This is a genomic window from Sphingopyxis sp. Geo25 (genome assembly GCF_949769135.1).
Taxonomy (GTDB): domain Bacteria; phylum Pseudomonadota; class Alphaproteobacteria; order Sphingomonadales; family Sphingomonadaceae; genus Sphingopyxis.
This window is the reverse complement of sequence record NZ_CATKOZ010000009.1, coordinates 93,997-111,159: the sequence shown is the minus strand read 5'-3', so window position 1 is coordinate 111,159 and position 17,163 is coordinate 93,997. Positions and strand designations below refer to the sequence as shown.

The 17,163-nt window shown below is 64.8% G+C and carries 14 protein-coding genes and 1 pseudogene; 11 read left to right on the top strand and 4 right to left on the bottom strand.

Annotated elements, in window-relative coordinates:
• Nucleotides 1-48: 48 nt before the first annotated feature.
• Nucleotides 49-2,178: a TonB-dependent receptor gene (locus QOL68_RS18020; RefSeq protein ID WP_282950372.1), complete on the bottom strand. Its 2,130-nt coding sequence runs from the start codon at nucleotides 2,176-2,178 to the stop codon at nucleotides 49-51.
• Between the two features lie 174 nt (nucleotides 2,179-2,352).
• On the opposite strand from QOL68_RS18020, the gene QOL68_RS18015 reads away from it, so the two are divergent.
• From QOL68_RS18015 to QOL68_RS18010, 3 genes and pseudogenes are all read left to right on the top strand, one after another.
• Entirely contained in the window at nucleotides 2,353-3,783 is a 1,431-nt protein-coding gene (locus QOL68_RS18015; RefSeq protein WP_282950371.1) for an MFS transporter, read from the top strand.
• A gap of 54 nt (nucleotides 3,784-3,837) precedes the next feature.
• A pseudogene (locus QOL68_RS18980) lies at nucleotides 3,838-3,999 on the top strand (LacI family DNA-binding transcriptional regulator); the annotation flags it as partial.
• Between the two features lie 90 nt (nucleotides 4,000-4,089).
• A complete protein-coding gene (locus tag QOL68_RS18010; protein ID WP_283404335.1) occupies nucleotides 4,090-4,872 on the top strand; it encodes a substrate-binding domain-containing protein in 783 nt (260 codons plus the stop codon).
• A gap of 123 nt (nucleotides 4,873-4,995) precedes the next feature.
• Here the strand turns inward: QOL68_RS18010 and QOL68_RS18005 are convergent, their stop codons facing one another.
• Complete coding sequence (locus tag QOL68_RS18005; RefSeq protein WP_282950369.1) at nucleotides 4,996-6,444, bottom strand: chorismate-binding protein; 1,449 nt, start codon at nucleotides 6,442-6,444, stop codon at nucleotides 4,996-4,998.
• Between the two features lie 287 nt (nucleotides 6,445-6,731).
• Here QOL68_RS18005 and QOL68_RS18000 point away from each other — a divergent pair, with 287 nt between their 5' ends.
• From QOL68_RS18000 to QOL68_RS17965, 8 genes are all read left to right on the top strand, one after another.
• Nucleotides 6,732-7,634: a LysR family transcriptional regulator gene (locus QOL68_RS18000; protein ID WP_282950368.1), complete on the top strand. Its 903-nt coding sequence runs from the start codon at nucleotides 6,732-6,734 to the stop codon at nucleotides 7,632-7,634.
• A gap of 87 nt (nucleotides 7,635-7,721) precedes the next feature.
• Entirely contained in the window at nucleotides 7,722-8,189 is a 468-nt protein-coding gene (locus QOL68_RS17995) for a formate dehydrogenase subunit gamma (RefSeq protein WP_282950367.1), read from the top strand.
• Entirely contained in the window at nucleotides 8,186-9,781 is a 1,596-nt protein-coding gene (locus tag QOL68_RS17990; RefSeq protein WP_282950366.1) for an NADH-ubiquinone oxidoreductase-F iron-sulfur binding region domain-containing protein, read from the top strand. Before QOL68_RS17995 ends, QOL68_RS17990 begins: the two co-directional genes overlap by 4 nt.
• A gap of 4 nt (nucleotides 9,782-9,785) precedes the next feature.
• Nucleotides 9,786-12,647 (top strand): formate dehydrogenase subunit alpha, encoded by a 2,862-nt coding sequence (fdhF, locus tag QOL68_RS17985; RefSeq protein WP_282950365.1) that lies wholly within the window; start codon nucleotides 9,786-9,788, stop codon nucleotides 12,645-12,647.
• Entirely contained in the window at nucleotides 12,647-12,889 is a 243-nt protein-coding gene (locus QOL68_RS17980; RefSeq protein WP_282950364.1) for a formate dehydrogenase subunit delta, read from the top strand. Before fdhF ends, QOL68_RS17980 begins: the two co-directional genes overlap by 1 nt.
• Nucleotides 12,886-13,671 (top strand): formate dehydrogenase accessory sulfurtransferase FdhD, encoded by a 786-nt coding sequence (fdhD, locus tag QOL68_RS17975; protein ID WP_282950363.1) that lies wholly within the window; start codon nucleotides 12,886-12,888, stop codon nucleotides 13,669-13,671. The genes QOL68_RS17980 and fdhD overlap by 4 nt, the downstream gene beginning before the upstream one ends.
• The gene (gene mobA / locus QOL68_RS17970; protein WP_282950362.1) at nucleotides 13,668-14,201 is read left to right on the top strand and encodes a molybdenum cofactor guanylyltransferase; all 534 of its coding nucleotides are present in this window, start codon (nucleotides 13,668-13,670) and stop codon (nucleotides 14,199-14,201) included. Before fdhD ends, mobA begins: the two co-directional genes overlap by 4 nt.
• A complete protein-coding gene (locus QOL68_RS17965) occupies nucleotides 14,191-15,423 on the top strand; it encodes a molybdopterin molybdotransferase MoeA (protein WP_282950361.1) in 1,233 nt (410 codons plus the stop codon). The genes mobA and QOL68_RS17965 overlap by 11 nt, the downstream gene beginning before the upstream one ends.
• Before the next feature lie 212 nt (nucleotides 15,424-15,635).
• On the opposite strand, the gene QOL68_RS17960 is transcribed toward QOL68_RS17965, so the two are convergent.
• Nucleotides 15,636-16,250 (bottom strand): nucleotidyltransferase family protein, encoded by a 615-nt coding sequence (locus QOL68_RS17960; protein WP_282950360.1) that lies wholly within the window; start codon nucleotides 16,248-16,250, stop codon nucleotides 15,636-15,638.
• Entirely contained in the window at nucleotides 16,247-17,095 is an 849-nt protein-coding gene (locus QOL68_RS17955; protein ID WP_282950359.1) for an XdhC family protein, read from the bottom strand. The genes QOL68_RS17960 and QOL68_RS17955 overlap by 4 nt, the downstream gene beginning before the upstream one ends.
• Between the last annotated feature and the right edge of the window lie 68 nt (nucleotides 17,096-17,163).

Below are 17,163 nucleotides of genomic sequence, written 5' to 3'. Positions count from 1 at the left end.
GGGGGGGGGGGGGGGGGGCCCCCCCCCCCCCCCCGCCCCCCCCTCGGATCAGTCAATGGTCGTGCGAAGACGCAGGCCGATGGTGCGCGGATAGGGTCCCGCGAGCAGCAAGCTGTTGCGCACGAACGAAGGTCCGCGTTCGTCGGCAAGATTCTCGCCGAAGATCGATAGCTCCCAGCGGTCCGTACGAACGCCGACGCTGGCATTGTAGAGCGAATAGGGCTGCACGACAAAGCCGTCGTACATCACCCGGCTGCTCGTCCGGCTCGCCGACCCGTTCAGGAAGAAGCGAAGGTTGCCTCCCCCCAACGGCCGTTCATAATCCGCGTCGAGGCGATAGTTATATTTCGCGGTGCTCGAGAGGCGCTCTCCGTTTGCGACGTTGGGGAGCGCGGCGGTGACGGCGGGAAATATGTCGCGAAACTCGCTGTCGTTCCAGTTCGCGACGGCGCCGATGTTGAGCCCGTCGATCGGGGTGCGCCAGCGCGCCTCGAGATCGACCCCTGTCGTGCGCGCTTTGCCGACATTGGCGAAAGCGGCAACACCGAAGGGCGTCAGGCCGAACTGCAAATCCTTGAAGTCGATGCGGTAGAGGTTGAGTCCGAGCTGGACGCGGCCGTCGGCGAGCTTGGCCTTGATTCCGGCCTCGTAGTTGGTCAGCGTATCGGGATCGAGCGCGATCGAGGACGGGATTCCCGACGCTTCGACAAGCGACGCCTGGAACGGGGTCTGGGTAATGCCGCTGCGGAAACCCGTACTGACGGTCACGAAGGCGGTCAGATCGTCCGTCGGGAACCAGGAAAGGTTCGCGCGCCAGGTCACCTTGTCGGGCTTGGTTTGTCCCGAGCCCGTACCGGTCAGGATCGAGTCGGCTTCGAAGCGGCGGTTGTCCTTGTAGTAGCGGACGCCGACGAGCGGCACGAGCTTGCCACCGAAGAGATCGTAGCTGATCTCGCCGAAAGCCGAATAGTTGCGCGTCCGCGTATCGTTGAACCCGCTGATGGTCAGCGCGGTGAGGTTGGCATCGAAGCTGAAGACGGCTTTCGCATTCTGATAGAAGCCGCCCACCAGCCAGTGGAACGGCCCGTCGCCGTTCGAGCGTAGCTGGATTTCCTGCGCGAAGCTGCGCGCGTCATAACCGTTGAAGAGTGCGCCCGTGCCGAGCGGCCCGAAGGTCTGTCCGGTCAGATAGCCGAACTCGGCGTCGAGATAGCTTGTCGAGCTGCTCAGGATTGCGGCACCCGCATCATATTCGACCGACAGGCTATACAGATCGAAATTACCGTTTTCGAACCCGCGCGTCGTGCCGCTGAACCACTGCTGCGCCGGTTCGAGCTGGTTGATGCTTTGGGTATAATCCTGCCGCGGCTCCCAATGAGCGGCCTGCGCGCGAATCTGCAGCGCGTCGGTCGGCTGCCAGAGCAGCACGGCCCGCACGTCGCGGTTGGTGATGTCGTTGGCATTTTTGAACGACGGCGCGCCCGACGCGGGGGTATCGCTGTAGATGTCGACATAGCCGGCACGCTTGTCATAGCCGCCGCTGATGCGGATCGCGAGGCGGTCCTTGACCAACGGCACAGAAATTGCCGCGGAAACGCCGTAGTTGAGCGCGCTGGCATCGTCCATCTTGGCGACGGTCGCCTCGCCGCGCATCTCGACATTGTTAAGGTCGGGATCGCGGGTATGATAGATAATCGTGCCGCCGGCCGAGCCCTGGCCGTACAGCGTACCCTGCGGTCCGCGCAGAACCTCGATCCGATCGATGTCGATAAAGCGAAGCGGCGGCGCGATCGGCGAGTTGGGGACCGCGAACGGTACATCGTCGATATAATAGCCGATCGGCGAGTCGCCGATTCCGCCGGCGGCGCCGACGCCGCGCAGCGAGAAGGTCTTGATCACCGAACCGACCTGTTCGCCGGGCGATGCGCCGGGGATCGACGCCACCAAGTCGGTCGTCTCGCGGATGCCGCGCTCTTCGAGCTGTTCGCCGCTGAACGCCTGGATAGCGAGCGGCGTGTCGATGAGGGTCTGCGAACCTTGCCGGGTCGCGGTCACGACGATGTCGCCGTCGCTCACTTCGGCCGCGTCGGCGCTTGCGCCCTCTTGCGCGATCGCCGGGGTCATCAGCGCAAGATGCGCCACGCTGGCGAGCGCGGCGATGTAAAAACGATGGTTCATGCAATCCCCTCCTCAAAATGCTGCCTGGCCGAATCGCCACGCAATCGATTGCACATTGTTTACGCAATCGATTGCACAAATGTCAATGCTCTGTTACCTCACTGCTGGAACAGTGATGCGGAGAGAGAGAGAATGTTCATCGAGCAATCAGCCCGGAAACGCGTCCGAATCGGCTTGGCGACGAAGCTTTTTTATGGAAGCGGCCAGGCCGTCGATGCCGTCGTGCAGGCGGTGATCAATACTTTCCTTCTCTTCTATCTCACGGCCGTTTGCGGGATGTCTGGCGCTGCTGCGGGCAGCATCTTTCTGGTCTCGCTCGTCGTCGACGGACTTCTCGATCCGTTTATCGGCAGGCAATCTGACAATTGGCGCTCGGCCTGGGGCCGCCGCCTTCCCTTCATGATCGTCGCCCTGCTGCCGATGATGATCGCCGCAGCGCTCGTCTTCAATCTTCCGCAAGGCACCTCCGACGCCTTTCTCTATCTTTATGTGCTGCTCCTCAACATCGTGCTGCGGGTCGGTCTCTCGACCTTCGCGCTGCCGCATTCGGCACTGACGGCCGAGCTCACCGACGATTATTCGGAGCGCTCGGTGCTGAGCACGTTTCGAGCGCTCTTCATCGTGCTTGGAACCGGCGCCGCATTGCTTCCAGCCTTCGCATTTCTTTTTTCAGGCGAAGGCTCGCTCCAGTCGCGATCCCCCTACCCCTGGCTCGGCCTGCTGACGGCCTGCCTGATCGGCGGGTTCGGCCTGACCTGCGTGCTCGGCATGTTCCGCAAGGCCCGCAGCCTCCCGGTGCCTGACAAGCCGACAGCCGAAGCGGGCTTTTTCGCCGACATGCTTCAGCTATTCCGCAACCCGTCCTTCGTGCCGATGTTCGTCGGCGCAGTGCTGGTGCTGGTCGGCCAGGGCGCCACCACCGCCCTCAATCTCCACGCCTATCGCTATTTCTGGGAGCTTCCGCCCGCCTATATGCAGCTACCGCTGCTCGTCCTGCCGGTCGGAATGCTGCTCGGCACCCTCGCCGCCGGACTTCTCCTTTCGCGCATCGAAAAACGCGACGGCGTATTGGGAGCCATCACGCTGCTCGGGCTCTACCAGATCCTGATCACCCTGCTTGCCGTCATTGGCGTGGTCGCGCCCGGCTCTATTGTCGCGGTCGCATTGGTTGCGATAAGCGGGCTGCTGTTCGGGGGCTGCGGCGCAATGTGTTTCGTCTGCTTCTATTCGATGATCGCCGATGCCGTCGATGAACATGACCATCTGTTCGGGGTGCGCAGGGAAGCGCTTTACGCCGCGGCGCTGATGATCGGCGCCAAGGCCGCGACCGGCCTCGGCGCATTCATCTCGGGCCTAGGTCTCCAATTCGTCGGCTTCAAAGCTCCCGCCGAGGGAAGTAGCACGGCGATCGCCGGCGACACCGCGACCGCGGTCGGGCTGCTCTGGGGTTTGGGCGGGGCGCTGGTGGTGCTCGCGGCCATTCCCTTCCTCTTCCGCTACCGGATCGATCGCGCACGCCATGCCGACGTTCTCGCCAGCCTTGCGCAGCGCGATATCGTCCCTGCGAACAGCGGCCCGGATATCGCACGCCTTGCGCCACGCTGATCGTCCATGCAATCGATGGCATGGAGCGGCATATGATCGACAGGGCATGACGAGATGACAGCAGAAGGCAGCGATGCGGGCCGAACCATGAAAATGGCCGATCTCGCAAGAATGGCGGGGGTGTCTTCGTCGACCGTCTCGCGGGCCCTCGCCGATCATCCGGCGATCCCCGAGGCGACGCGGACCAGCATTCGGGACCTTGCGGCAAAACATGGCTATGTCGTCAACCGCGCCGCGAGGAATCTGCGGCAGAGCCAGACGCGGACGATTGCCGTCGCAGTTCCGCTCGGTCATGAACGCGAACAGTTGATCTCCGATCCCTTTTTCCTGCGCCTGTTCGGCTACCTCGCCGATGAAATCTCGCAGCGGCGCTATGACATCCTGCTGGTGCGCGAGCCCTCGCCCGACGCGCACTGGCTGGGCCGCTTGGTTCGCTCGCAGCGGGCCGACGGGTTTATCATCGTCGGCCAGAGCAATCAGCATAAGGCGCTCAATCTCGCAGCCGGCGTATATCGGCCGCTTGTCGTGTTCGGATCCGAACTGCCCGGCCAGGCCTATTGTTCGGTGGGCTCGGACAATTTCGAAGGCGGCCGCCTCGCGACTGACCATCTGCTGCGTTCGGGGCGAAAGCGCCTGCTCTTCGTTGGCCCGGCGGAGTTGCCTCAGATCGATCTTCGTCTCGAAGGGTATATCAAGGCACATGGCGACCGCGGCCTGCCGGTCGACCCTGGTCTGATCCTGCCTGCGCATTTCACCGGGACCTCGGCCTACGACCAGGTGAGGCACGCGACTTCCAGCGGGCTGGCGTTCGACGGTGTGTTCGCGGCATCCGATGGCATCGCCCTGTCGGCCATACGGGCGTTGGAAGCCAGCGGGCTGCGATGCCCCGAAGATGTCTCGGTCGTTGGTTTCGACGATAGCGATCTCGCGTCCCAGTCACGGCCGGCATTGACGACCGTGCGCCAGAATGTGCCAGGTATCGCCGCTGCTCTCGTCGATCATCTTTTCCGCCGGCTGGAAGGTCAGCAGACCGTGTCATCCGTCTTGCCGGTTAACCTCGTCGTTCGCGAGTCCGCGCCGCCCCCGTAACTTCGGGATCGAAACCGGCACAAGCTGCTCGACGGGGAACCCGTCGCAGGACCTCGGTCGGCACTCCAAGGAGCGATGCCTCACGCCCGTCGAACGCGTCGTCGGCCGATGATCAACGCCAGGTCACGGCAAGAAGGCTGCCTTGGCGAGACATTCGAGCCACTCGGCGCGCGGGCGGCTGTCCGCGACGATTCCCGCACCAACATCCATCCGGCCCTGCGTCCCGACCTGGTCAAGCGTCCGGATCGCCACATTGAATGTCGCGTTTCCGCCTCCCATGGTCCCGATGGCCCCGGTGTACAGCCCGCGGTCGAAGCGTTCGAGCGCCGCAATGAGGTGCGTCGCCATGAGCTTCGGCGCCCCGGTTATCGATCCACACGGGAAAAGCGCCTGAAAGACGTCGAAGGTGTCGAGACTCTCGTTCAGCCGCCCCGACACGGTCGATGTCATCTGCCAGACGCTTGGATAGGGTTCCAACGCAAAGAGGCGAGGCACGCGGACGCTGCCCGCCTCGCAGATCTTTGACAGGTCGTTGCGCATCAAATCGACGATCATCAGATTCTCGGCGCGGTCCTTGGCGCTGTTGAAGAGGGAGCGCGCAATGTCGAGATCCGCGGACGATCCGGATTCACGCTTGCGGGTCCCCTTCATCGGACGGGTTTCTATCCGCCGCCCCTCCATTCGGAAGAAGAGCTCGGGCGAAAAGGAGTGAATTTGCCGTCCCCCCATATCGATATAGGCGCCATAGGGGGCGCGGGCCACCTTGTAGTTGCGGACGAAGGACCAGAAATACCACGTCGTCGTGGCATCTTTCGGCGTAAGCAGATCGCAGCCGTAGAGCCAGACACCCTCCCCGCGGGTCTTGCCAACCGGCGTTACGCCGACATCGAGCAGCAGATTGCCCGGCGGGTCCCAGCGCATATAGGCCCAGTGATCGACATTGTCGGCATAATCGTCGAACGCCGCGGCCCAGGCTGGCGGAGCGACACCATCATGTGCCCAGCGGTTTGACCAGACAGTTGTACCGCTTTGGGCGGTCTCGAGCTTGCTCTTGGTCAGCGCCTCGCTGTCGAGGATTCCTTCATGCACGAATTCAGCATGGGTGAGGTCGAGGAGATTGTCGCTGATCAGCTCGTAATTTGCCCCGACTTCCATTAGCCCCTCGATACGGCGGAAGCCGGGATCATCGTTGCAGGCGAAATTGGGTATAGCGCTTTCATCCGCCACGTCCGGGTCGCCGAGCCAAAGCCAGATCATTCCGTACCGCTCGACGACCGCATAACGTTTTACCCGCATCTTGGCGGGGATGACACCATCGGCCAGCGGGCTGCGAACGCAGGCGCCCGATGTTCCGAAGCGGAAGCCATGATAGCCGCACTGGACCTCGTCGCCGATAAGCTTGCCAACGCTGAGGGGAGCAAAGCGATGCGGACAGACATTCCCGAGCGCGACGGGATCGCCGGCCGCGGTCCGATAGAGCAGAATGGACTCACCGCAGATCTGACGCTCGAAGAGCGCGCGCCCGATTTCGCCGCTCCAGGCGGCGACATACCAGCAGTTTTCCAGGAACATGACGCACATTCTCCTTCGTCCGCGACGCACGGGGCGCCGAATTCGTGAAATTAGCGCATCGGTGACGGCCATATATGGACGAGAGCGCATAAAATATGGCACTCGAGCGCGGATCATCGGTCGGTCGTTTTCAGGCGACCGACCGCCGATCTAGTGCGACGTAAATCATGTCCCCCCCCACATACCGCCGGAGTTAACCTGCGAATTCCCGACCAGCGATATTTCGCGTCCAGCCGCCTATTCTATTTTGCCGAGACTGCGGAGCGGTTTTTGGGCTAGGTGGCGGGATGCAGACGCGGCTTGTCGAATATTTCCTCGCGCTCCATCGCGAACGCCATTTCGGCCGCGCCGCTGCGAGCTGCAACGTCTCGCAGCCGACACTTTCGGCGGGAATTGCGACGCTTGAGGCTCAACTCGGCAAACGGCTGATAGTCCGAGATCGCAAATATGCCGGGCTGACGCCCGAGGGCGAGGCGATCCTGCCGTGGGCGCGGCAGCTGATCGCCGCCGCAGACGGGCTCGAACAGGTTGCCGGTACGGCTCATGGACCGTTGAAAGGCGAACTTCGGCTCGGCGCGATCCCAGCGTCGATGCCCGCGACCGGATTTCTGGTCGAGGCGATCCGCGCACGCTTTCCCGGCCTCAATGTCCAGGTCCGCGCGCTGACTTCGCGCCAGATCGAGCGCGAACTCGCGGCGTTCGAGCTCGACGCCGGAATCACCTATCTTGATTTCGAGCCACCCGCGCACGCGCTTGCAGTCCCTCTTTATAGCGAGCGCAGTCAACTCGTGAGCGCGAAGGTTGGGATCGCAGTACCTGATCGCCCGGACTGGCAGGATCTAGCAACATTGCCGCTGTGCCTGCTCCACCAGGGCATGCAGAACCGCCGCATCCTCGACGCACGCCTGGCCGCGCTGGGACTCGCGTTGCGGCCGATCGTCACCGCTGACAGCTATATCGCGCTGCTTGCGATCGTAGCCCAAGGTCGTCTCTGCTCAATCATGCCTGACAACCACGCGCTGCTGCTGCAGGGATTGGACTGGGCGCAGATTACCCCGCTACCCGAAACTGGCGAAGCGAACCGGATCGGCGTCATCGTCTCCGACCGCACGCCGATGAGCCCACTCGCGCAAAGCGTCCTCGCCGTCGCCCGCGAGTTGCGGCTTCCACAGGGTTACCATCTTTCTTGATAGATAAAATCTATCAAACATGGCGCAGATCGATTTGACCTGTGCGCGCCTCTGCGCCACTTGATTTCCCCGAAAGGGATAGCGCGCATGGGATTGGAAGAAGCGAAGGCGTTCGTTGACAGCTGGGTGCAGCGCGAAGGCGCCGGACGCGACCGGCTGCTGCCGCTGCTGCACGCGGTGCAGGACGAGATAGGATATATCGATGACGCGCTCGTCCCCGCCATCGCGGCGGCGCTGAACCTCAGCCGCGCCGACGTTCATGGCGTGCTGACCTTCTACCACGATTATCGCCGCCAGCCGGCGGGGCGCCATGTCGTCAAGCTGTGCCGCGCCGAAAGCTGCCAGTCGCGCGGCGGCGCGGCGGTCGAGGCCGCCGCTGCCGAACGGCTGGGCGTCGCGATGGGCGAAACGCGGCGCGACGGGCAAGTCACGCTCGAACCCGTCTATTGCCTTGGCCTGTGCGCCATCGGCCCCAACGCTTTGGTCGACGGGCGCCCGGTGGCGCGGATCGACACCGCGGCGCTCGATCGGATCGCCGCCGAGGTCGCCGCATGACGCGCGTCTTCATCAGCCGCGACATGGCGTCGGTCGCGCTCGGCATCGACGAGATCGCGCGCGCCTTTGCCGACGCCGGCTGCGAGGTCGTGCGCACCGGATCGCGCGGGCTGTTCAGCATCGAGCCGCTGGTCGAGGTCGAGACCGCCGAGGGCCGGACAGGCTTCGGTCCGGTCGCGCTCGGCGACGTCGCCGCGATCCTCGACGGCAGCGACCCGAACCGCCTCGGCGACATCGCCGCCCTGCCCTTTTTCGCGAAGCAGCAACGCTTCACCTTCGCGCGCTGCGGCATCGTCGACCCGCTGAGCCTCGCCGACTATGCCGCGCATGGCGGCTGGATCGGCCTCGACATCGCCCGCGCCGCCGAACCGCGGGCGGTGGTCGACGCCGTCAAGGCCAGCGGGCTGCGCGGCCGCGGCGGCGCCGGATTCCCGACCGGCATCAAATGGCAGACGGTGCTCGATGCGCCCGGCAGCGAGAAATATATCGTCTGCAACGCCGACGAGGGCGACAGCGGCACCTTCGCCGACCGCATGCTGATGGAAGGCGATCCCTTTTGCCTGATCGAGGGCATGGCGGTCGCCGCACATGCGGTCGGGGCAAGCCACGGCTATATCTATATCCGCAGCGAATATCCGTTCGCGATCCAGACGATGCGCGACGCCATCGCCCTGTCGGCAGGCCGCATCGCCCCCTTCACGCTCGAAGTCCGCGCCGGCGCCGGCGCCTATGTCTGCGGCGAGGAAACCGCGCTGCTCGACAGCATCGAGGGCAAGCGCGGGCAGGTCCGCGCCAAGCCCCCGCTCCCCGCGCTCGCCGGCCTGTTCGGCAAGCCGACGGTGATCAACAATGTGCTGAGCCTTGCCGCGGTGCCCTTCATCCTCGCCGAGGGCGCGGAGGCTTATGCGAACGTCGGCTTCGGCCGCTCGCGCGGCACGATGCCGGTGCAACTCGCGGGCAATGTGAAACATGGCGGCTTGTTCGAGGTCGGTTTCGGCATCACGCTCGGCGAACTGGTGAACGACATCGGCGGCGGCACCGCGAGCGGCAGACCGGTGCGCGCGGTGCAGGTCGGCGGTCCGCTCGGCGCCTATTTCCCGCCGTCGATGTTCGATCTGCCGTTCGATTATGAGGCGTTTACCGCGGCGGGCGGGCTGATCGGCCATGCCGGAATCACCGTCTTCGACGACAGCGTCGACATGGCGCATATGGCGCGCTTCGCGATGGAATTCTGCGCGGCCGAAAGCTGCGGCAAATGCACGCCGTGCCGGATCGGCTCGACCCGCGGGGTCGAGATCGTCGACCGCATCATCGCGGCACGCGAGACCGAGCCGGCGCGCGCCGCCGCGCAGGACGGCACGCTCGGCAAGGCGCTCTGTTCGCGCGCGCCCGATCGCATCGACGTGAGCCTCGGCGCCCAGACCGCGCTGCTCCGCGACCTGTGCGACACGATGAAATATGGATCGCTCTGCGCGCTCGGCGGTTTTACGCCTTATCCGGTGCTGAGCGCGCTGAATTATTTTCCAGAAGATTTTGGGCATTTCCCCGAGGATTTCGGCGCCCCCGCGCCGGCCCTCGCAGCGGCGGAGTAAGAAGATGGGTTTCACCCGCGAAACCGACCATGGCACGCCCCCGGCGCTCGCAACCGGCCGCAACGTCACGCTGACCATCGACGGCGAACAGGTCACGCTACCCGCAGGCACGTCAATCATGCGCGCTGCCTCATTGAGCGGCGGGGCGATCCCCAAGCTGTGCGCGACCGACAATGTCGAGAGCTTCGGCTCGTGCCGCCTCTGCCTCGTCGAGGTCGAGGGCCGGAATGGCTATCCCGCCAGCTGCACAACCCCGATCGCCGAGGGCATGGTCGTCCGCACCCAGACCGAGCGGCTGAAGCAGCTCCGCCGCGGGGTGATGGAACTCTACATCTCCGACCATCCGCTCGACTGCCTGACCTGCGCCGCCAACGGCGACTGCGAATTGCAGGATCAGGCGGGCGCGGTGGGCCTCCGCGACGTGCGCTACGGCTATGACGGCGCGACCAACATGGGCCAGCCAAAGGACCAGTCGAACCCCTATTTCGATTTCGACCCGTCGAAATGCATCGTCTGCTCGCGCTGCGTGCGCGCCTGCGACGAGGTGCAGGGCACCTTTGCCCTCACCATCGAAGGCATGGGCTTCGACTCGAAGGTCGCTGCGTCGCAGAACGACAGCTTTCTCGCCTCCGATTGCGTGTCGTGCGGCGCCTGCGTGCAGGCGTGCCCGACCGCGAGCCTGATCGAAAAGAAAGTCGTCGAAACCGGCACCCCCGACCGCTCCGTCGTCACAACCTGTGCCTATTGCGGCGTCGGCTGCACCTTTCGCGCCGAGATGCGCGGCGAGGAACTGGTGCGCATGGTGCCGTGGAAGGACGGCAAGGCGAACCACGGCCATAGCTGCGTCAAGGGGCGCTTCGCCTGGGGCTATGCCCAGCATCAGGAACGCATCATTAATCCGATGATCCGCGCCAGCATCAGCGAACCGTGGCGCGAGGTGAGCTGGGACGAAGCCATTGCGCATACCGCCAGCGAGTTTCGCCGCATTCAGGAAAAATATGGCCGCCTCGCCGTCGGCGGCATCACCTCCAGCCGCTGCACCAACGAGGAGACTTTCCTCGTCCAGAAGCTGATCCGGCAAGGCTTCGGCAACAACAATGTCGATACCTGCGCCCGCGTCTGCCACTCGCCCACCGGCTACGGCCTCAAGACGACCTTCGGCACCTCGGCGGGAACGCAGGATTTCGACAGCGTCGAGCAGGCCGACGTCATCCTCGTCATCGGCGCCAACCCGACCGACGCCCACCCGGTCTTCGGCAGCCGGATGAAGCAGCGGCTGCGCGCGAAAAATGGTAAAGCGGGGGCGCAATTGATCGTCGTCGATCCGCGCCGCATCGACCTCGTCAAATCGCCGCATATCGAGGCCGCGCATCACCTGCCGCTGCGCCCCGGCACCAATGTCGCGCTGCTGACCGCGATGGCGCATGTCGTGGTGACCGAGAAGCTCTACAACGAAGCCTTCATCCGCGAACGGTGCGACTGGGACGAATTTCAGGACTGGGCCGATTTCGTGTCGGAAGCGAACCGCTCGCCTGAAGCGATCGAGCCGTTGACCGGCGTGAACCCCGCCGACCTGCGCGCCGCGGCGCGGCTTTATGCGACCGGCGGCAACGCCGCGATCTATTATGGCCTCGGCGTCACCGAGCATAGCCAGGGCAGCTCGACGGTGATGGCGATCGCCAATCTTGCGATGGCGACGGGCAATGTCGGGCGCGAGGGCGTCGGCGTGAACCCGCTGCGCGGCCAGAACAATGTCCAGGGCGCGTGCGACATGGGCAGCTTCCCGCACGAATTTTCGGGCTATCGCCATGTTTCCGACACGGCGGCGCGCGAGATGTTCGAAGCGGCGTGGGGCGTCGAACTCGACAGCGAGCCGGGGCTCCGCATCCCCAACATGCTCGACGCCGCAACCGACGGCAGCTTCAAGGGGCTGTTCATTCAGGGTGAGGATATCCTCCAGTCCGATCCCAATACCCATCATGTCGTCGCCGGCCTTGCCGCGATGGAATGCGTCGTCGTACAGGACCTGTTCCTCAACGAAACGGCGAACTACGCGCATGTCTTTCTGCCCGGGTCGACCTTCCTCGAAAAGGACGGCACCTTCACCAACGCCGAGCGCCGCATCCAGATGGTGCGCAAGGTGATGGCGCCGCTGAACGGTTATGCTGACTGGGAGATCGTCCAGCACGTCGCCAACGCGATGGGGCTCGGCTGGACCTATAGCCATCCGTCCGAGATCATGGACGAGATTGCGGCGCTGACCCCGACTTTCGCGGGCGTCCATTACGACCGGCTCGAAGCCGAAGGATCGCTGCAATGGCCGGCGAACGACGCCGCGCCCGACGGCACGCCGACGATGCACATCGACGGCTTCGTGCGCGGCAAGGGCAAGTTCGTCGTCACCGACTATGTGCCGACCGACGAAAAGACCGGACCGCGTTTTCCGCTCTTGCTCACCACCGGCCGCATCCTCAGCCATTACAACGTCGGCGCACAGACGCGGCGCACCGCGAACACCGCCTGGCATCCCGAAGACCGGCTGGAAATCCATCCTACCGATGCCGAGAATCGCGGCATCAAGGATGGCGACTGGGTGGGCCTGCGCAGCCGCGCCGGCGAAACGACGCTGCGCGCGCTGATTACCGAACGCGTCGCGCCGGGAGTCGTCTACACGACCTTCCACCACCCCGATACACAGGCGAATGTCATCACCACCGACTATTCGGACTGGGCGACCAACTGCCCCGAGTATAAGGTGACCGCCGTACAGGTCGGCCTGTCGAACGGCCCGTCGGATTGGCAGGAGGATTATGCCGAGCAAGCGCGGCAAAGCCGCCGTATCATGTCGGTAGAGGCGGCCGAATAATGGCGGGCGCGCACGAAGAGGGCGTCATGTCGACCGCCGACCGGCTCATCTATATGGCGAACCAGATCGCGCGCAATCTGGCGGCCGAGGGCGAAGAGCGCGCGACCGACATGGTGGCCGACCATATTCGCAGCTTCTGGGACCCCGCGATGCGCCGCAACATCATCAGGCTCGCCGGCGAACGTCCCGAAGCGCTGTCGCCGATCGCCGCCGCTGCGGTCGGACGGATCGCCGCATCTTGAACGATACGCCGGCCGCCGGGCAACCTTTCGTCCGCCTGACGCCTGACGGCGAGCGCGACGACGTGACGCGCGAACTCGCCGAAGAGACGCCGATCGCGCTCGAATTAAACGGCATCGGCTATGCGGTGCTGATGGCGACCCCCGCCGATATCGAGGATCTGGTCGCGGGATTCCTGATCGCCGAACGGCTGCAAATGCCCGGCGATGCGGTCGTCGATGTCGCGCTGCACCGCACCGGCCGGGGTATCGTCGCGCGCGCCAACCTGCCCGCCGAACGCACCGCCGCGCTGCTCGACCGCGTCCGCCACCGCGCCACCGACTCCTCGTGCGGCCTCTGCGGCATCGAGAATCTCGAACAGGCGATCCGCCCGTTGCCCCCAGTCACTGCTACCTCCTCGGCGAGCGAAGCTGCCATGTTTGGTGCCCTTGCGGGCCTTGCCGAACATCAGACGCTCAACCGGCGTACCGGCGCCGTCCACGCCGCCGCCTGGGCCGATGCCGACGGCACGATCAGGCTGGTCCGCGAGGATGTCGGACGCCACAATGCGTTCGACAAGCTCATCGGCGCGATGCGCCGCACCGGATCGACGTGGGACGGCGGCTTTGCCCTGCTCTCCTCGCGCTGCTCGTTCGAGCTTGTGGAGAAGGCAGCTTTGGCTAACTGCCCCATGCTCGTCACCATCTCGGCGCCAACCCGGCTTGCATTCGATAGCGCAAGCGAGGCCCGGCTCGCGCTACGCGTGCTCGCGCGTCCCGACGCCGTTCTGGCGGGCCCAACGTGACCCCCGCCGCAGGCGTCGTATTGGCCGGAGGCCGTTCGCGCCGGTTCGGACGCGACAAGGCGGAAGCGACTTATCGGGGCCGCAAGCTGATAGACTGGGCGATCGCCGCGCTTGCCGCGCATGGCGATCCGGTCTTCATTGCCGGACGCGACCATCCCCCTTTTCAGGCAGTCCCCGACCGTCCGCGAAACGGCCTCGGACCGCTGGGCTGTCTTGCAGGAGCGCTTGGCGCGGCCGCAGACGCCGGATGTACCCGCCTGCTCTCGCTACCCTGCGACATGCCGCACATACCCGATGCGCTACTCCTTACCCTCCTCGGTCAACCCACATCCGCCTATCTCTTGTCCTGCCCCGTTATCGGAATTTGGACCGTCGACGATCGCGGCGCTCTCCAGTCCTTCATGGCGGCCGGTTTATCGCGCTCGATGCGTGGCTGGGGCGACGCGATCGGGGCCACGCCGATCCCGGGTTTCGATCACCTTCCGAACATCAATCACCTCTCGGATCTTGTGGCGGCCCATGGCGGATAAAATCTCGGTCGACGACGCATTCTCCCGAATTGCCGACCATGTTACCCTGCTGCCTACCGAGGAGATCGCCGTAGATGCGCTAGCGCTGGGCCGGGTGATCGTCCGCCCGGTCCTTGCCGCGGCCGACACGCCGCGGTGCGACTGCTCGGCGATGGATGGTTTTGCGCTTCGCAGTGCCGACACCCGCGACGCGTCCCTGGACCGGCCCGTTCGCCTCAAGCTCGGTCCCCATCTCGGTGCAGAAGCCGCATCGCTGCGGCTGCCGCCCCGTCTGGCCTTGCCGATCAGTACGGGAGCGCCGATTCCTGCCGGCGCCGACACCGTTCTGACCAAAGAGCGCACAAAAATCGAAGAGGATATGCTCATATTCTTCGAGCCGGCTGCAGCGGGCAAAAACATCCGCTCGCGCGGCGAGGACGCGCCTCGAGGAAGGACGATACTGAAGGCCGGCACGCCGCTGACGCCGGATGCGATCGGCGCGCTGCTTGCTTGCGGCGTCCGGCGCCTTACGGCGCGCCGAATGCCCCAGATCAACATTTTGCCCACCGGCTCGGAATTGGCGCGCCCAGACACCTCCGCCGATGCGATGCGCTACGACAGCAATGGTCCGATGATCGGCGCGATCTGCCGCGCGCTCGGCCTTGACGCCAAAATGTCTCCGCCCATTCCCGACAGCACTGATCAAATCGCGAACCATATCGCCGCTGGCGCATATTCCGGCCGCAACGAGATCGTCGTAACGACGGGCGGCGTTTCCGTGGGATCGCGGGATCTTGTCCGCGAGGCCGCGGAGAGCCTCGGTGCACGCGTGCTATTCCACGGGATAGCCATGCGTCCCGGCAAGCCGCTGCTATTTGCCATGCTGCCCGACGGTCGCCCGCTCTTCGGGCTGCCCGGGAACCCGGTCGCGGCGCTCGTCGGCTTCCGCTTTTTCGTGTGGGCCGCAATCTGCCGGTCGATGAACTTGCCGATCGAAGCAGGCCGAGCCGTTAAATCGCCGATCTTGGGTCGCCCAGGCACAAGCCTGTTCCTTCGCGCGCGATATGACGATCCCTTCGATGGCGGCATCGATGTCGAACTCGACCAGCGATCGCATATTCTATCGTCGGTCTTGCCGGCGACCGGGTGGCTGAGGGTTGAGCAGTCCAAGGACGGGACGGAGGCGTGGCTCTTCCCGAAGCTGCCGTCTTGGCCGGTTTCTCATCCCGACCATCTTGGATAAGCGGCAAAGCTATTATCGTTGTCGCGGCGACCGTCTGCCCGTGCTGGTCTGGCCGACATTAGATCAGCCGTTGCGCGGGCCCATGGCCGGCACAAGCCACTGACCGATTATCCCGCGCAGCCCACATGCTTGGGGCGGATGCCCACCAATAACTTCCCGATCCGGTTGCGAAGGAAGTTTATTATGATGCCCCTGACAGGGACGGACAGCGATTAGCCGGGGCGAAATGGCCGCACATCGCTGCGCGACGATAGGGCAGCGAGTTCCTCTCGGGTGTCGATATCTCTCAACTCTCGAGGCGGGACGTCAATCTCGCGGCACTGCGGCCTCGCGCTCAGATAGGCGGCCGCGCCGCGATCCCCCTGCAGCAACAGCATGTCCGCGAACTGATCGGCGGTCAAACAGACGGGAATGCCGGCCTTGCCGCCCGGATAACGCGCCGCGGACGGACAGCCCGCGTTCGCCGCGTCGGCGAGACGGCGCAGCGTCGCGGATGTCACAAAGGGCATATCGCCAAGCATCAGCAGCAATTTTTCGCACCGCCACCTCGCGGCATGCCGCACCGCGACCGCGATCGAGCCCGCAAGTCCCCGACCTGCCTCCGGGTTGACCAGTAGCGCGGCGATCCCCTCCGTCTCGGCTTCGCTCGCGAATTCTGGACAACTATCGCCGACGACGATGACAAGGCTCCCGGGGTCCAGTCCCAGAGCTGCATCCAGCGCATGGCGTCCAAGGCGTTTGGCAGCAAGTTCCGCGTCAAGCTTGCCCCCTTCGAACCGGCGAGCCGCGCCGGCCGCCATGATCGCTATGCAAAGGTCACCGCTCATGGATGGGGATGCAATGCTTCATATGCCCCGACCACTTCCGATAATATCGACAGGGCCAGAACCTCGGGCGAGCGCGCCCGGGGAACGAGCCCCACAGGGCTGTTGACGCGGGCCAGGGCGATATCGTCCAACCCATCCGCACGCAGCAGCTCAAGCCGCCGTGCGCGCGCCTGAGCGCCGCCCTGGCATCCGATATAGAAAGCCGGCGTGCGTAGCGCCCATGCGAGAAGGCAATGCTCCCATTCATGATCGTGAAACAGGAGCAGGACGGCCGTCCAGGGGTCGGCGGAAATCCCGGCGGGTACGGTGTTCAAGGCAAACTGCCGGCCCGCCGCGCGCCATTCGAACGCGACGCCAGCGGCCTCGGCCAGCCGCTGCAGGGCCTCGCACTCTGCCCCCGTACCCAACACGAGGAGACGGAGCCGCGGAATGTAGCGCCGCATGCGCAAGAGATGGCGATCTGCAGCGTCCGGAACAGCCAATGGCAGCGACGACGTCCGGCGTGCGCCGAGATCCGCGACGCACGCCGAAAGTCGTTCTATTTGCGGAGCGGGGTCGATCAGGATGTCGAGGCCCGATCCACACGGGAGACGAAAGTCGATGAATGGCGAACCCTTGCCGTAGCGTAGCAATTTCGCGGCCCCCTCGCGAACGCAAATTTCGGCCTGCGCCGCCAGTTCATTTTGCAGGCAATTGTCGGCCATGTCTCCGGCCAGCGTGCCATCGCGGCCCACGGCCAGCTGCGCGCCGCACCGGCGCGAGAAGCTGCCGTCGATCCCTACGATTGTGCACAGGGAAGCCCTTGCTTGGGCTGCGTAAACAAGGGCCGCGTGGTCGGACGACATCACGCCTCCCGCGCGCTCTGCGCCGTTGTTGCCGAGCTGGACCGGCCCTGTACCGTTTTTTCAGGCGA

What these genes read in the sequence shown, in the direction of transcription:
- QOL68_RS18000 (WP_282950368.1), top strand. Translation starts at nt 6,732, where the DNA reads ATGCAGACGCGGCTTGTCGAATATTTCCTCGCGCTCCATCGCGAACGC.
- QOL68_RS17960 (WP_282950360.1), bottom strand. Translation starts at nt 16,250, where the DNA reads ATGAGCGGTGACCTTTGCATAGCGATCATGGCGGCCGGCGCGGCTCGC.
- QOL68_RS17965 (WP_282950361.1), top strand. Translation starts at nt 14,191, where the DNA reads ATGGCGGATAAAATCTCGGTCGACGACGCATTCTCCCGAATTGCCGAC.
- QOL68_RS17980 (WP_282950364.1), top strand. Translation starts at nt 12,647, where the DNA reads ATGGCGGGCGCGCACGAAGAGGGCGTCATGTCGACCGCCGACCGGCTC.
- QOL68_RS17955 (WP_282950359.1), bottom strand. Translation starts at nt 17,095, where the DNA reads ATGTCGTCCGACCACGCGGCCCTTGTTTACGCAGCCCAAGCAAGGGCT.
- QOL68_RS17995 (WP_282950367.1), top strand. Translation starts at nt 7,722, where the DNA reads ATGGGATTGGAAGAAGCGAAGGCGTTCGTTGACAGCTGGGTGCAGCGC.
- fdhF (WP_282950365.1), top strand. Translation starts at nt 9,786, where the DNA reads ATGGGTTTCACCCGCGAAACCGACCATGGCACGCCCCCGGCGCTCGCA.
- QOL68_RS18020 (WP_282950372.1), bottom strand. Translation starts at nt 2,178, where the DNA reads ATGAACCATCGTTTTTACATCGCCGCGCTCGCCAGCGTGGCGCATCTT.
- QOL68_RS17990 (WP_282950366.1), top strand. Translation starts at nt 8,186, where the DNA reads ATGACGCGCGTCTTCATCAGCCGCGACATGGCGTCGGTCGCGCTCGGC.
- QOL68_RS18005 (WP_282950369.1), bottom strand. Translation starts at nt 6,444, where the DNA reads ATGTTCCTGGAAAACTGCTGGTATGTCGCCGCCTGGAGCGGCGAAATC.